Below are 14,069 nucleotides of genomic sequence, written 5' to 3' on the forward strand. Positions count from 1 at the left end.
ATCCTACGTTCGGGACAGTCGATGCCGCCGGACGCCGCTTGCCCGGCGCCATGGCCCTCGCGTCTGCTCAACCATCGGCTCACGTACTACTCGACAATTCAGGCTTGTTCGAGTGCGGCGATGTCGGAGGCGCGGTCGGGGGCTGGACTGGAGGTCGAGTTCGATGGAGACTTCGAGTTGTCTGATCGCCCTGGTCGAGGTCGCCCCGCCCAAGTGAATCATCGCGATGTTGAAGCGGGTGACCGCTTCGCCGGCCCGTCCGCCGACCTCCCGCGCAAGGGCAGGGCCTGCTGGTAGTAGGTCAGCGACTCCCGAGGTTGTCGTACACGAGGCCGATATTGTTGAGAGTGCCGCCTGTGCGCCGCCGCGGCGAGTTGGTCGCCGGTTCTGTCTCTCACACCAGCAGGGCTGCGACCGCGACCGCGAGCGCGAGCGCCCCGCCGGATGCTGAACCGCCAATCAGCAGCGCCCGCGGCACGCGATGGTCATCGAGCCAGGAGAGCCATCCTGCGGTCACTCCGACGGCTGCCGAGTACAACATCGCGACCGCTACGCCCAGCCCCACCAGAATGCCAGTGTTCACTCAGTCCCCCTTCGTCGAGCCCGCCCGGCCGACGTTCTGCCGAGCCTCATCAGTGCGGGCCGCGGGGAAACAGTCGCACCTGAATCGGGCCAGGACAAACCGCCCTCTGACCGATCAGCCGCACAGGCGAAAGTCGATATTTACAGGTGGGGGCATGGATCGGTTTCGTCTTCTCTGTGGCTCTCGGCGAAGGAACTTCTTGGTACGGCTGATCGGTCACATATTCTGCACGGCGTGAACGCTCGCGATGCTCAGCGCCACCGCGCCCGGGTCGCCTCCCTGCGCGCGCACGGGCCGGCGTATATGAGGGCGCGGCGCGAACTGCGGCGTATTCATGAGGGCGGCGGGCAGAACCCGACGCTCTATCTGGTTCGCCGGACCTTCATCCTGGCCAGAACGCCCGAGCCGAGCGCCCCGGTGGTGGCGTCGCCTGCTGCGGCGCTTGCCCCGATGAGGGGATGGGCGCTGCATCTGTATCTGATCGCGCTCTTCGAGACGCAGGCGCAGCACCGCGCCGGCTTCGCGGTCACCAACACGCGGCCGCTGCTGAACGGGAGCAAGCTGCAGGCCGCCTGGGTCGATCTGCTGCCCGCCGTCACCAGCACCACGCCCCGCTCGGCCGGGATGCGGCGCCAACTCGTGCGCGCCCTCGCTCTGCTGGAGCAGCAGAATCTGGTGGGCTTGCGGGGCCGCGCAGGGTTCCGGGGCAGATACGACTACTTCCGTCTCCGCCTGGAAAACGGCGGACGCATCCAGGGCCGCGAGTCCGCTTATACCGTCCCGCTGCCCAGCGACGTCGGCACGGTCGACCCGGCATGGATTCGGCCGCCGGGACCGGCCCAAGGACGCAGCGCGGTGATCTCGTTGCCAGCGTCGTTCTTCCTCAACGGATGGGTGCACGTGCTGTCTGCCGCAGAGATCACCACGTACCTCATGCTGCGCGACCTCGAAGCCCGCTATCCCGTAGCTGGTCAGGCGGGCGTCTACGCCAACAATCCCCAACGCGAGACCTGGTACGGGATTCACCGCGACATATACGCCACCCACCGGCAGTTGACCGCGTACGGCCTCGTCGATCGCCTCGATGCTCCCGCCCGAAACCCGGACGGAACGATCGCCCCAGGTGGTGGCAAGCAGATGCTTCAGCCCTACTGGTTCCGCACGACACCGGAGGGTTTCGACCAGGTCGCGCTGCCTACCCTCGTCGACCGTCTTGATCTCCCGCACGCGCCGCAGCCAACCGAAGGCCACGCAGGGTAACGACCCCTGCGGCCGTCGTGCCTGCTCCGAGGCATGACGTGCAGGTATCTGCGTCGCCTCGTAGCGGCAGATCAGTGCACCTGATCTCGGTCAACGCCCGGGCGTCCGACCGTTGAACCGATGACCGGAGGCGGGCGTCGGGTGCGCGGCGTCGGTCGCTCGCTCTCGTGGTCGGTTCAGGTTTCGTCGAAGAGTTCTTCGGCGACCGTGGCTGTGTACGGCACCTCACTGTAGGTGAGCCAGAGCTCGATTGCGTCGGCATGACTGCCGACGGCGGTCGCGGTGGCGACGGCGTCGACCGCGTCCGGGGGTGGCGTGACTCCGTCCCGGGTGACCAAAGCTAGTGGCCACGCCGGCCGCACTCGACCACCGTCGGCGTAGAACAGGAACGGCGGTACGAACTGCAGCCGGCAACCGTCCGCGTCGTCGACGGTGTCACCGGAGCGAAGCGCACCGTATGGGCGGTGCAGCAGCTTCATCTCGAATGGCTCGGCACGCTCCAGCCACACGTCTGCCGCGTCCGCGTATCCGCTGCCGGCCGGCAGCAGCGCGATGCTCGTTGTGAGTCTCGGCAGGAAGCCGTCGTCCATCGGCGGGTCGTATCGGTTGGACCGCACCACGTAGCACCGGGTCAGCGGTATGCCAACCGCGCACCGGTCGCCCACGTCGAGTTCGGCCGCCGGCGGGCGCAGCTGGTACGGCCACCACGGCTCGGTCGATTCGTCGACGGGGAAGGCGAAGCTGCCGTTCGGCTCGTACGCCGAGTCGGGATCGAGCACGGCCCACGGCCAGCGCACCGCCGCGTGGTACTTGCCGGCGCGCGTGGTCACCGTTGGGGTCCACGGGCATGACACCGTCACCACGTCACCGACCTGGTAGGTCAGATCGTGCGGGGGTATCACGATCTCCGGTCGCTCAGGGCCGGCGTTCAGCAGGCCGTGGTTGGCAAGTCGGGCTGCCCATTCGGCGCCGAGCCGGGCGGAAACGATCCGGATCTGGGCTGCTGCCTGCGCGGGAGGCTGCTGCGTCATCGCCAGGGTGTCCCGCTGCGCCTGCGCCTCCCGGTCTCCCGAGTCGTCGTCGGACCCCAGCTCCGCCCAGAGGTCCACCGTCCACGTGACAAGCTGTTCCATGGGTTCGGCCATGGGCTGCCGAGCAGCCTCGGCCGCCCTGACCATAACCTCGAAGATCTGCGCCTCGGCGCTGCACTCCTCGCACAGGGCTCCGAGCTTCGCGCCTACTGCCGCGATCCGCTCCGCGTCCGGCGCGGCGAGCTCGCCGTGCCCCGTCCAGAACGCGTCGACGCTGTCTCGATAGAACGCGGCCGCTCGTGGCGTGCCGCACGCATGCACGTACGGTGCGAGACGCTCAAGGCAACCCGCCACCCAGAGACCCGCCTGCCAGCGCAGAAGCGTCGTACCAGGCATTCCACCGCACCCCCCGTGTCACGCGCGGAACAGTGGACCATGCCCGACCGGGTCCGGCAACCCCGGTTCACCCTGATCTTGGGCGAGGCCGGTCCGGGTGAACACATCGTGCTCGTGTCCGGCCCAGGTTCGGGGCTTCTGTCAAGAGGAGGCGCACGGCCGGCCGAGGCTGGCCCGGCGCGATCAGCTGAAGCGTGCGGCGCACTTCCGCTCATTAGCTCATCGCCGCGCGGATCGCGGCAGATGCGGATGCTGCCAGTACCGATCCAAGCGAGGCTTACTGCGGTTCGCAGGCTGCCGAGTTCGGCGCGTCCCCCGGCGAGCCTAGGCTGTGCACCATGGAAGGATTGGCGTGGCTACTGCTGTGCCCCTGCGCGTTTTTTGTGTTGCTGTTCTTCGCCGCGACCGTGATCCTCTGGTTTCAGACCAAGCCAGGAAGCCGGTAGCTGAAGCGGCCATCGGTAGGAGGACTTACGCGCAGACCTGAGCGGCTCTGGAGACGTAGGGGCCACGGCCCGAACGGGAGCCGTGAGCAGACCCTCCACAGCCAGCCAGACCGTGTCGTCCCCGCCTCGGACGTCAGCTATCTCGACACCCTCGCATGAACTGACCGCCTGCAACGCACCGCCCGAGGGCTGTCACACGGGGCGGCAGGTCCGAGCGCCGGCGAGAGGCGTAACGCTGATGCCACGCCGGCCTTGAATATTCCGCGGGGTGGATGTTGCCGATCTACTCGCCCGGGCTGCGGCCATGGTCCCGGCTGCGCATCCGGCATCAGGGTTGTCGCCGAGGTATCCACCGGACCCATGGACGGCAGTCGTACCGGTGCGGATGCGGCGAGGCTACAGAATGGGTTGCACGCTGGCGGCCGGCACTGTCGCGATCACATAATCCTCGATCAGGTCCGGCTGCAGGTCGACCATCGCGTTCCTACCTACGTAGCGGACGACGAACGTGGTCTCGCGGAGCCACGTCTCGTCGTAGTCGGCAAGACTCTCTGGCACTTCACCCACGAGTCGCACTTCGTCACCCGGCTTGACCACGGCATCTGCCGGAGCCTCATCGCGTTGGATGGCCGTGATCGCACCGATGAGAGTCTTCAGCGGTTCAGTGTCCGCGCCATAATGAACCAGATGGCCCGCCTGACCGAAGATGACATCGGCCTGGCCTCTGCTCAAGCCGGCGAGCGCCTCAACCGCACCGGCCGCCAGAGCCCGAGTCCCCGACGAGTCGAGTTGCGCCGCTAACGCTCGGAGCAAGCGATCGATGACAAGTTCCGCAGTCTCCTCGTCCGTCACCCGGCGAGAATATGACCCAGCCGACCGTACCGTCGTCGGCCAGCACGCGCAGGGCCAACTCTCGTGTCGTGTCAGACGGCCAGTCCGTCGGCATCCGCCTCGGCATGAGCGCAAACCGCCCGTCACGGACCCGAGCCGCGACGCTGATACTTCGGGCAGGCCGAAGAGGTCACCGCGTAGGAAGCCCTGGTCAGATGGGTGCCGGTAGGATTCGAGTCCCAACTGCCGGAATCCCTACCAACTCCGCCATGGCAGATCTAGAGCCGCATGTCGATGCCGGATCGTCCCGGCGACTGGCGTCGGGGAGCCCAGGACGACAAGCCGGCAGTAGGCAGGCGGGAAGCCGCCAACGCTGACCACTTCGGTCTTCTCTGGGCGGTCACGCCGGACCGCTCGCCCACATCACCGCACGTCAAAGACCTCTGCTCGGTCCCGGCCCGGTGAGCACTTCGGGCACGTTGACAGCTTCGCCAACCTGCACCCAATCTGCTCCCGCTTGCAAGGCCAGGTGATTCAGCAGCTCCTTACCGCCGCGACCCGCGCATACTCCCCTGCCAGGGAACATAGAGTGCTGTCGACTGCTGCCCAAAACCGCGGATCACTCCGTGTGAAGCAGGACGCCGCGCGGACTTTGACCTGCGGAGACGCAAAGCTGCAGGCAGGGGTGGGTGCAGTTGGGTGCGGTCAGATGCCGTTCGGTGCGGTTCAGCGCCGTTCAGGACACCCTGTTGCTCCCAACCTGCTCCCCCGATCAGGGGCCCGCGACCGGGTTGACGCCTCCAGGCTGCCGGACCGTCCTGCACATCGTTCGTCAGACGCCGTGGCCGCTTGCCCAAGCCGTCCTAGTGACGCCAACGCCCGCTCAGCAACCGTTGGGCTCAACTGCTCCCGATCCGCTCCCACGGCCCCGGTCGTCAACCCGACAAGCTCAGAAATGCCGCGCCTTCTCAGCGGCAGATCCGGCTATGGAGCGTCCGACTCGCGGGAACCGGATCCACAGCCGACACGTTCGCAAGAAGGAGTTGCGTCTACCGATGCGACAAGTCAAGCAGCCGCTGGATGGTGTCACGCACCGACCGGTCGTCCTCCACGCGTAGATGGTCGGCGAGAGTACGCCGTAGCTTGGGGCTTAGCCGTATGCCTTGCCGGGTGTTGGTGGTCATGAGGCTCGCCGCGAGGCGTCGAACGTCGGGTACTGGATCTGTCAGTGCTGCGGGCAGGAGATCACGGCCCTGCTCACCCTGCGCCTGCAGCGCACGCAAGATCGTTTCTCGTACGATCGGGTGTGGCTCCGCCGACAGCGCCTGTGCCAGGACGTCGAGAAGCGATGGGCTTGGCTGGGGATAGGTGATGAACGTGTATGCGGCAGCGTTGCGCCGCGTTGCGATTGAGCCGTTGATAAGCGTGTCCACGAGCTCTGGCTCGTCGCCGGCCATCTGGTGTGAGAACCAGGTCAGATCACGATGCCCGGCCAGGGTGAAGTCCAGCCAACGCTCGTACCAGGCCAGGAAGTCCGCATCGGTGTGGAAGTGAGGCACGACGTCGCTGCCAGCGATGACCTCGACCAGACGGCCGCGGCCGGACCCGGTGACGACAAGCAGGGTGTATTGGGTGCATCCTCCCCAGACAACCGCGATCGTACCGGGGAAAGGAAGCGTCGGCTCACCCCCACCGCCAGACCAGGCCGAGACGTACGAGTCAGGCACGAGGGAGAATGGCTCGGCGAGATTACCGTGGACTCCCATGCGCGGGGGTACCCACCTGTCCATGGGCAGCAGCCCGTAGGTCGGGCCATATCCGCCATGTCCGATGCGGGTTACGAACTGTCTAAATTCCTCGGGCAGTCGGATGCCATGCAGGTCCTCGAAGCTCGAGACCTGCTGCTCGGTGAGTGCGGGGTTGAGAACGGGCTTTTCGGCGGAGGGCAAGGCTGCAAGTTTGGCCTGAATCCGGGCGATCCTGTCGTCCATCAGTGCTTCTTCACGCATCAGGGGGTGACTCGGGGCAGAAGCATAGCCCGTGGGCTGGCTGCGCGACTGACACCAGCCAGCCGGGAGGCATTGGCCAGCGAGGGCTTCGGTCACACGATCAGATGCACGGTTCTCGGCGGATCCGAACGCCACCTGAGCTCGATGAACGTCAGGTCACATCGCCCACCGCACGGCACCGCCGAGGTCGAGGCGCCAGTCGTTAGGTTGGTGGGCGAGTCCGCGCCGGGCGGCTCCCCCGATGCGTCATGTCGTTGTCCCTAAGCACACGGATCGTGGCGTTGTGACGTGTCGGGTCATGTACGGTCCAACTCCGCGCCGAGCCGGGCGGCTAGGGCGATCGTGTCTTCGCTCGGTTGAGCGTCGAGGTCGGCGAGCACTCTCGTCAGGGCGCGCAGAAGAGTACGAATGCCGTCCGTATCGCCGAGGGCGTGCCGGGCGTGCATGGCCTTGGTGTAAAGGGCTTCGTTGTACCGGTCTAGGACGATGGCTTTGTTCAGCAGGTCAGATGCGGCCTGCGGGTCTGGCTTAAGCAGGTCGTCGGCGAGGAGTAGGTGGGCTTCGGTGCCCCAGCGGCGCACCGTCTCGCGGTGGGGCTGGAGCCACTCGTAGTCCTGCCCCTCGGCCAGTGGCGCGTCGTAGAGCTCGCAGGCGGCGGTCAACAGTTCGTGGCGGCGCAGTCCGGTGGCGATGGTGGCGCGACGCATGAGGTCACGGAGAGTCCACACGTCGATGTCGACTGTCGTCGGGTCGAGTCGATAGCGGCCGGCGGTTTTGATGACGTAGGCGTTTTTTGTCTCGGCGGTGCCGGCACGGCCGAGGACGTGTCGCAGGTTTGAGGCGTTGGTGTGTACGCGTTGGTCGGCTTGGCTGAGGCGGGCGTCGGGTTCGAGGTATTCGCCGATGTCGCGGGTGGTGACGCCGTCGGGGTGGCAGGCAAGGAAGACGGCGAGTTCGAGGGCTTTGGCGCGCAAGGACCGGCCCGGTTTGGTGATGTCTTCGATCCGCGGCGGACCGAGCACTCGGAGTCGGGCCTTCCCGGCGACGGTGTCGGAGGGGGTTGGGGTCGGCGCGGGCTGGTCCTGAGGTGCGGTGTCGTTTCGGCTGGCGTGCAGGGCAATGACCGTGGCCGGCTCGGCTGGCGACGTTGTCGCTGCAGGTTCTCCGGTTTGCGCTTCTCGCAGCGTGGTCAGGGTCTGGATCGCTGTGGTGGGTTCGAGCATGGGTAGGCGCGGCGGTAGCGGTTCGGTTGGCTGGCCGGATATGAGGGTGGTCTGTCCGTCTGGGGCTACGTCAATGGTGACGCCGGGGTGCCATTCACCGAGCAGTACCCCGAATGCCTGCCTGCTGGCGCCCGCGGCCAGAGCCGCTTTGACGCGGGCTTCGGCTGCGGCGGCTGGTGTCTCTGTGATGAGGACGACCGGAGGCAAAACCTTTGCTTCCGGTGCCTTGGGTTGTTGCTGTTCTTCGGGGTCGGTCAGCGTCTGTTCGTCGAGTAGGCGGCTGCGGTGCAGCAGTTGGGTCTCGATCGTGGTGAGGGCGTCTTCGAGGGTGTCGGTGAGGTGCAGGCGTGGCCATGAGCTGGCGGTCGTCATTTCGGTGCCGAGCAGCGTGGTGAGGGTGGCGGCGTCGATGACGACTTCGCCGCGCGCGTCGGGGTGGTGTGGGTCGCCGGAGGCCAGCACTGCTACGAGGATGGCGCGTGCGGCGGTAGCTGCGCCGTCGCCGACGAGGCCGACGCCACCGGCCGGCAGCGGGACAAGGGTGGCCAGTGGTGCCCCGTCGTCGGGGTGCGGGAGTTCGGGGTTTCGGGCCACGGCACGGCGTAGCTCGGCCACCGAAGGCGGCAGGTGAGTGGGTGGATCGTCGTGGGGGTCACCGGTGTAGCGGCGCCGGCGTTGTCGCCACACCAGGGCAGCCGCCGCGCTGATGGCGGCGGCGAGGGACCAGGGCAGCCACTCCGCGGAGGTCAGCTGCAGACCCCGCTGGTGGTCGGTGTCCTGAGGGCGTTGCGCGCTGTCGGCTTCCGGCGAGGACGAAGACCGCGTGGGAGCGTCGGTGGGTGACCCGGAGTCCGGTGCGGTGGGTGTGGTCGGCGAAGAGCTCCTGGGCGTGGCAGCCGTCTCATGGTTTTCCGGTGTGGGTGGATCGGTGGGCTGCGGGGCTTCCGGCGGGTTGTTCGGCGGGGGGGATGGGGCGACGGTGCCAGGTCGCGGTGAGCGCGGGCGGCCCGGGATGGCGGTCTGTGGGGGTTGGGCATCGGCGGGTAGCCGCAGTTCCCAGCCCGGGTAGATCAAGTCGCAGTCACGCAGTGTGCCGCCGGCCTGGGGGAAGTGGCGGTGCTTGTTCATGCGGCAGATTTCCGGCCAGCGGCCGGCGTCACCGAGCCACTGCTTGGCGATCTTCGACAGGGTGTCGTGTCGTTCGACGGTGTACAGGTAGCGGGTGTTGTCGACCTGAATGAGTGCCGGCCCCTGCGCGAGGGCTTGCTGAGGAACAGCTACTGCCTCGGCCGCGTCGATGGCCGCCGGCGGTCGAACGCCGCCGGTGTTCAGTTGGCCGACGGAGGTGACGGCAATGGCCGCGGTGCCGGCCAGGCCGAACACGAGCCGGTGCAGTGGTGCGGGAAGCCGTAGCACCGGGATCCGCCATCGGGTTGCCAGCGCGATCAGCTCGGCGATCAGCAGCAGCGCGAGCATGGCCCACAACAGCCACACCGCCCAGACGGCCGCGCCGGCCAGGACGGTCGAGGTGAACCGTTCGTTCGGCTGATCGAACCATGCCACCACCTGCGTCCAGGACGGCCACCTCCTCAGCGGGTTGCCGTCGAGGGACACCAGCAACGCCGGTACCCCGGCCAGGAACACGACCGTGGCTACGGTGGCCCGGACCGGTCGGATCACGGAGGACACCCGCCCCGCTGTGTGGCGCGGCGGTGTCGACGCGGGCGGGACGTAGACCGTGGGACGCGCGTATTCGGCTAGCCGGTTGCCGCTGTCCGGGGATTGCTGCGACATCCTGTCCGTCCCCCCGCTTGGTAGATCCCTTTCCTCTCGCATACACGGCGATACCCATCGAGGGCCATCTCCTCAGGAAGGATTCTCACCATGCGCGCACAATCGATCACGGGACGAGAACGTGGTTGACGATCTACTCCCCGGTCGGGAGAGACTGCCTCGCATGCCAAGCGGGGGCACGCGACTATCGATCGATCTCACGTCGTCGGTAATCGCCGCCACCGTCGACCTCGATGGCACCCGGATCCCCGTGCTGCTCAACGGCCGCATCGTCATGCCGCACGGCATCGTGATCGACCCCGCCGGTCAACTACACCCCGGCGTCAACGGGCTGCCGGAGCCCTCGGTAGGTCACCGGTTCATCCGCGACCCGGTGGACCTCCTGCACGCGGCTGACGCCGAGCCGCCGGTGGACGCCGTACAGCTGCTCGCCGGGCAGCTGTGGTACGTCGCGGACCAGGCAGTCCGCCAAGTCGCCGTACCGGTCGCCGCTCTGACCGTGACCATCCCGTCGGCCTGGGGACCGCGCCGACGGGGGCATCTCACCGACGCGGCAGCCCGGGCAGGCCTGCCCGCACCGGCCATGGTCACCGCGCCAGCAGCACTCGCCGCTTACGCGACGACAGGCCACGTCCCGGATGGCACATGTCTGCTGATCTGCGATGCCGAGCGGCGTCCAATCACGCTGACCGTCCTGCAAGTCAGCCCCGACGGGTACCGGGAACTCGCCACCCGCCAGGTGAGGCCGAGCCGCGACCTGGACCGAGACCTCGCGCAGCACCTCTTGACCCGCAGCATCACGGACGACCCCTCACACCGCACCGAAAAAGAGGCCACACCCGAGCCAGCCGACGCGGCACTGCTGGAGTCCATCCGCCAGGCCAGGACCGCCCTCTCAACTCAGGAACGCGCACCCGTTCTCCTGCCCTCGCCCCGCCCGCCGGCCGTTCTGACCCGCGACGACGTCACCGCCGCAGCGCAGCCCCTCCTCGACGAGACCGCCAATGCCGTGCAAGACATCTTCGACGCCGCCGACATCGGCCAGCAGCACCTCAGCCACGTGATCCACCGGGAAGCCCGAGCAATCCCGGGCCTGCAGGAACGCCTCGCGGCCGTCACCGGGCACACGCCGACCGCCCTCGACGGTCACTCCCACGCCCTCGCTGACGGCGCCCTAGCGCTCACCGCAGCCCATCACCAGACAGCAACTACCGCCAACGACACCGCACTGCCACGAGTTCGGCTCCGCGTCCGTGACCTGACCAGCGCCATCATCCTCGGCGTCTGCTCGCTCACCGTGCTCCTACAGACCATCCTCACCGCGGACATCGTCACGACCTACTCCGTCCAGGTCGTCGGCGTCCGCCTCTCCCTGCCTCAACTGGGCATCGCCGGTGCCCTCACCATGCTCACCGCATTCGCCGTGGCGCACCTCGCCCCCACCACCTGGCTCGCCGGCACCACCGACGCAGCCACCTCCAAACCCACCACCGGCCACCTCATCCGACGCGGATACCTCGCCGCCGCCGTCGGCGGATCAACCGCCGCCGCCCTCTACGGCCTCGCCACCGGCACCTCCGTCCAGTTCGGCTACGAGCCATACCTGAAATGGACCCTCGGCTCCGCGCTCCCCCTCGCCGCCTGCGCGGCGATCATCGCCGCCACCGCTCCCCGCATCGCGGCTCCGCAACTGTCCAACTGGCTCGCGCGCACCCGTCCGGCGGCCCTGCCCGCCGCCATCGCCGCCACCGGCATCTGCCTCATGCGCGCGGCGATCACCCTCACCCCACCGGTCGACCTGACCGGCATGCCCGGCCTCATCGGCAGCGCCGGAGCAGCACTGCTCGGCATCGCCACCGCCCTGACCACCAGCCGAAGCCGCACCACCCGCACCATCACGGTCCCCGGCCTCGCCATCGGCTACGCCATCGTCTTCACCAGCGACACCAGCAGCGCCCTGCTGGTCGGTTACCTCGTCGCCCTCACCTGGTGGGCCGTCCAACTCGCCGCTTACACCTTGCGGCTCGCCTACCCCGGCGCCGGGCAGGCATTGCGCCGACTCGCGGGCAGCAGCCACACAGCCTGACGAGTCGTCAGAGCAAACAACGGCGCCAACCCTCGGGACTCACCGCTGTCCGGCCAATGACGGCGCCACCGGCGTGAGCACCAGGCAGCGCTCCAACAGATGACGGCCCGCCGATCTCGGCGGGCCGTCCATTCAATCCAGCCAGCCTGCCGAGCCTCTCTGCTCGGCGGGCCAGCCACGCATGCCCTCTGACGCAAGGAGGTCACCGGTTCCACGCGCCCGGATATCGCAGACCACGACCAGCACCAACCCACACATCAGCCTGACCGAAAGGCAACTGACGATGAGAACACTCCAGAACTTCCCAATCTGCATCGAGATGACCGGGCGCACAAGCACCGCGACCCGGATCGCACGTTTCCACACCCAGCTCGGTACGGGGACGCACCGCGTCTCGCAACTGGCGAGCGAGGGCTCGACTGACGCCCTCTGCCCGCCATCCAGCGGTCCGCAGGACCAGGGGGACGCCGTCCGTCTGCAATCGACACCGAGCCTGCAATGCCTCTTCGAGGACAAGCCCAGCCCTTGGCTTGACCCCTGGGGGACACAACGGATGGATAGACGGCCACAGCTGTCAGATGCCGCACCCGCGGGTCGTAGCGACGACCCCGTTCACCCCCGGCCCCAGCAACGCCGGGCCAACGAAAGGAAGCACGATCCATGCCCGCCCCGACCCCGAACCGGCCCGGAATTCAGACCAGGTGCCGACCCACGCCGGCCGACTGCCAACCGCACGACGCGGCGCTGGCAGCCCGGTTCGACCGACGTCCTGGACGGGCGATGAACGGCCCCGCCGCCTCCGAATGGCGGCCAGACCCGCTCCTGACCATCGACGACCTCGCGGCCTGGTTGGGCAAGCCCAAGAACACCCTCTACGCCTGGCACAGCCGAGGCAAGGGCCCTCGCGCCATCCGCGTCGGCAACACCCTGCGCTACCGGCGCAGCGAGGTCGAGCGCTGGCTCGAAGACCACACCGACGCGGAGCGGTGAACCATGGCCCGACCTGAACTGGCCATCGGCACCTCCGGAAAAATCCGGATCGAGAAACTCGGTCCGAAGAGATTCCGGGCACGCGCCCGGTTCCGCGACTACGACGGCATCACCCGCGACATCGAGGCCACCGACACCACAGGCCCGGCCGCCGAACGGGCCTTGAAGGTCAAACTCCGCGACCGTGCCACCCCCACCGACGACGAGATCACCCGCGAAACGCGCATCAGCGCCCTCGCCGAACTGTGGGTCGAAGAGATCACCGCCGAGGAACGCATCGCGCCACAAACCATCCACCGATACGCGACCAGCGTTCGCACCTCGATCCTGCCGGCCCTCGGCAACCTCCGAATCCGGGAAGCCAGCGTCGGACGCCTCGACCGGTTCCTGCGCGACATCGCCAAGGACCGCCCTTCAGCCGCCAAAGGCGTGAAGGTCGTACTCAGTCAGATGTTCGCTCTGGCCGTACGTCACGGCGCCATCCCCACCAACCCGGTCCGCGACACCGGCCGGCTCCGCAAACCCCGCCGCGCCGTCGTCGTCCTGACTGCCGAGCAACTCCAAGCCGTCCGTACGGCGATCCGCGAATGGCAGCGACCGATCCCTGGTAAGCCCGGGCCTCGGCACAGCGGTGACCTGGCCGACGTCGTCGACCTCATGCTCGCCACCGGCGCCCGTATCGGCGAGATCCTGGCCCTCCGCTGGGAGGACCTGGACCTCGCCGCCGAACGACCAACCCTGACGATCTGCGGAACGCTGGTCTTCATCAAGAGCCAGGGCTTCTTCCGACAGCCCTGGACCAAGAGCGACGCCGGCTACCGGAGGGTCGTCCTCCCCCGGTTCGCGGTCGGCATGCTCATGGCCCGCAAACCCACTGCCGCGGACAACCCCCACGACGCGATCTTCGCTTCCCGACGAGGCACCTGGCTCTCCCCCAACAACGTCCGCCGTCAGTGGCGCCAGGCCCGCGCCGAAGCCGACCTCGACTGGGTCACCCCGCACACCTTCCGAAAGACCGTCGCCACCCTCATCAAGGAGGAGATCGATACCAAGAGCGCGGCAGCGCAGCTCGGGCACTCCAGCGAGGAGGTCACCGACACCTACTACATCGCCAAGCCGGTACAAGCCCCAGACGTGTCCGGCATCCTCGAACGGCTCGGTAGCCACCCGAGCAACCAAGGATCGTCGCCAGGAGAGAACGATGCACACCGATGACGAACTTGGTTGCCGCACCGCGTAAATGGGGGGTTTTCGGGGGGCGGTTCAAATCTCCATCGAAGAAAATCAAAGCCCTGACCAGTGTTCCCGCTGGTCAGGGCTTTTTCTTTGTCGGGACGGCCGGATTCGAACCGACGACCCCTTGACCCCCAGTCAAGTGCGCTACCAAGCTGCGCCACGTCCCGATGCCCCCGCCAGGTCT

At 67.7% G+C, this 14,069-nt stretch carries 9 protein-coding genes and 1 tRNA gene; 4 read left to right on the forward strand and 6 right to left on the reverse strand.

The window, feature by feature from the left end:
• Positions 1 to 394: 394 nt before the first annotated feature.
• Positions 395 to 583 (reverse strand): hypothetical protein, encoded by a 189-nt coding sequence (locus ML5_RS29950; protein ID WP_041784362.1) that lies wholly within the window; start codon positions 581 to 583, stop codon positions 395 to 397.
• A gap of 234 nt (positions 584 to 817) precedes the next feature.
• On the opposite strand from ML5_RS29950, the gene ML5_RS29955 reads away from it, so the two are divergent.
• Positions 818 to 1,843, forward strand: coding sequence for a hypothetical protein (locus ML5_RS29955; protein ID WP_236619331.1), 1,026 nt, complete (start codon positions 818 to 820; stop codon positions 1,841 to 1,843).
• Positions 1,844 to 2,019: 176 nt separating this feature from the next.
• Here ML5_RS29955 and ML5_RS29960 read toward each other — a convergent pair whose 3' ends face one another.
• From ML5_RS29960 to ML5_RS29975, 4 genes are all read right to left on the reverse strand, one after another.
• Positions 2,020 to 3,270 (reverse strand): hypothetical protein, encoded by a 1,251-nt coding sequence (locus tag ML5_RS29960; RefSeq protein WP_013477394.1) that lies wholly within the window; start codon positions 3,268 to 3,270, stop codon positions 2,020 to 2,022.
• A gap of 842 nt (positions 3,271 to 4,112) precedes the next feature.
• Positions 4,113 to 4,568, reverse strand: coding sequence for a hypothetical protein (locus ML5_RS29965; protein ID WP_083816976.1), 456 nt, complete (start codon positions 4,566 to 4,568; stop codon positions 4,113 to 4,115).
• Positions 4,569 to 5,596: 1,028 nt separating this feature from the next.
• Positions 5,597 to 6,538, reverse strand: coding sequence for an SMI1/KNR4 family protein (locus ML5_RS29970; RefSeq protein ID WP_041784365.1), 942 nt, complete (start codon positions 6,536 to 6,538; stop codon positions 5,597 to 5,599).
• Positions 6,539 to 6,852: 314 nt separating this feature from the next.
• On the reverse strand, positions 6,853 to 9,459 hold the full coding sequence (locus tag ML5_RS29975; protein WP_236619332.1) for a LysM peptidoglycan-binding domain-containing protein: 2,607 nt from the start codon (positions 9,457 to 9,459) through the stop codon (positions 6,853 to 6,855).
• 277 nt (positions 9,460 to 9,736) lie between these two features.
• On the opposite strand from ML5_RS29975, the gene ML5_RS33150 reads away from it, so the two are divergent.
• The 3 genes from ML5_RS33150 to ML5_RS29995 all read left to right on the forward strand — a co-directional run bounded on the left by ML5_RS33150 (position 9,737) and on the right by ML5_RS29995 (position 13,864).
• Entirely contained in the window at positions 9,737 to 11,659 is a 1,923-nt protein-coding gene (locus ML5_RS33150; protein WP_013477399.1) for an Hsp70 family protein, read from the forward strand.
• Between the two features lie 780 nt (positions 11,660 to 12,439).
• Positions 12,440 to 12,649, forward strand: a complete 210-nt coding sequence (locus ML5_RS29990; RefSeq protein ID WP_030504821.1) for an AlpA family transcriptional regulator — start codon at positions 12,440 to 12,442, stop codon at positions 12,647 to 12,649.
• Between the two features lie 3 nt (positions 12,650 to 12,652).
• Positions 12,653 to 13,864 (forward strand): site-specific integrase, encoded by a 1,212-nt coding sequence (locus ML5_RS29995; RefSeq protein WP_013477401.1) that lies wholly within the window; start codon positions 12,653 to 12,655, stop codon positions 13,862 to 13,864.
• A 114-nt stretch (positions 13,865 to 13,978) separates the two neighbouring features.
• Here ML5_RS29995 and ML5_RS30000 read toward each other — a convergent pair.
• Positions 13,979 to 14,052: transfer RNA gene (locus ML5_RS30000), tRNA-Pro, on the reverse strand.
• Positions 14,053 to 14,069 lie beyond the last annotated feature (17 nt).

It is taken from the genome of Micromonospora sp. L5, from assembly GCF_000177655.2.
In the GTDB taxonomy this organism is placed as follows: Bacteria; Actinomycetota; Actinomycetes; order Mycobacteriales; family Micromonosporaceae; genus Micromonospora; species Micromonospora aurantiaca.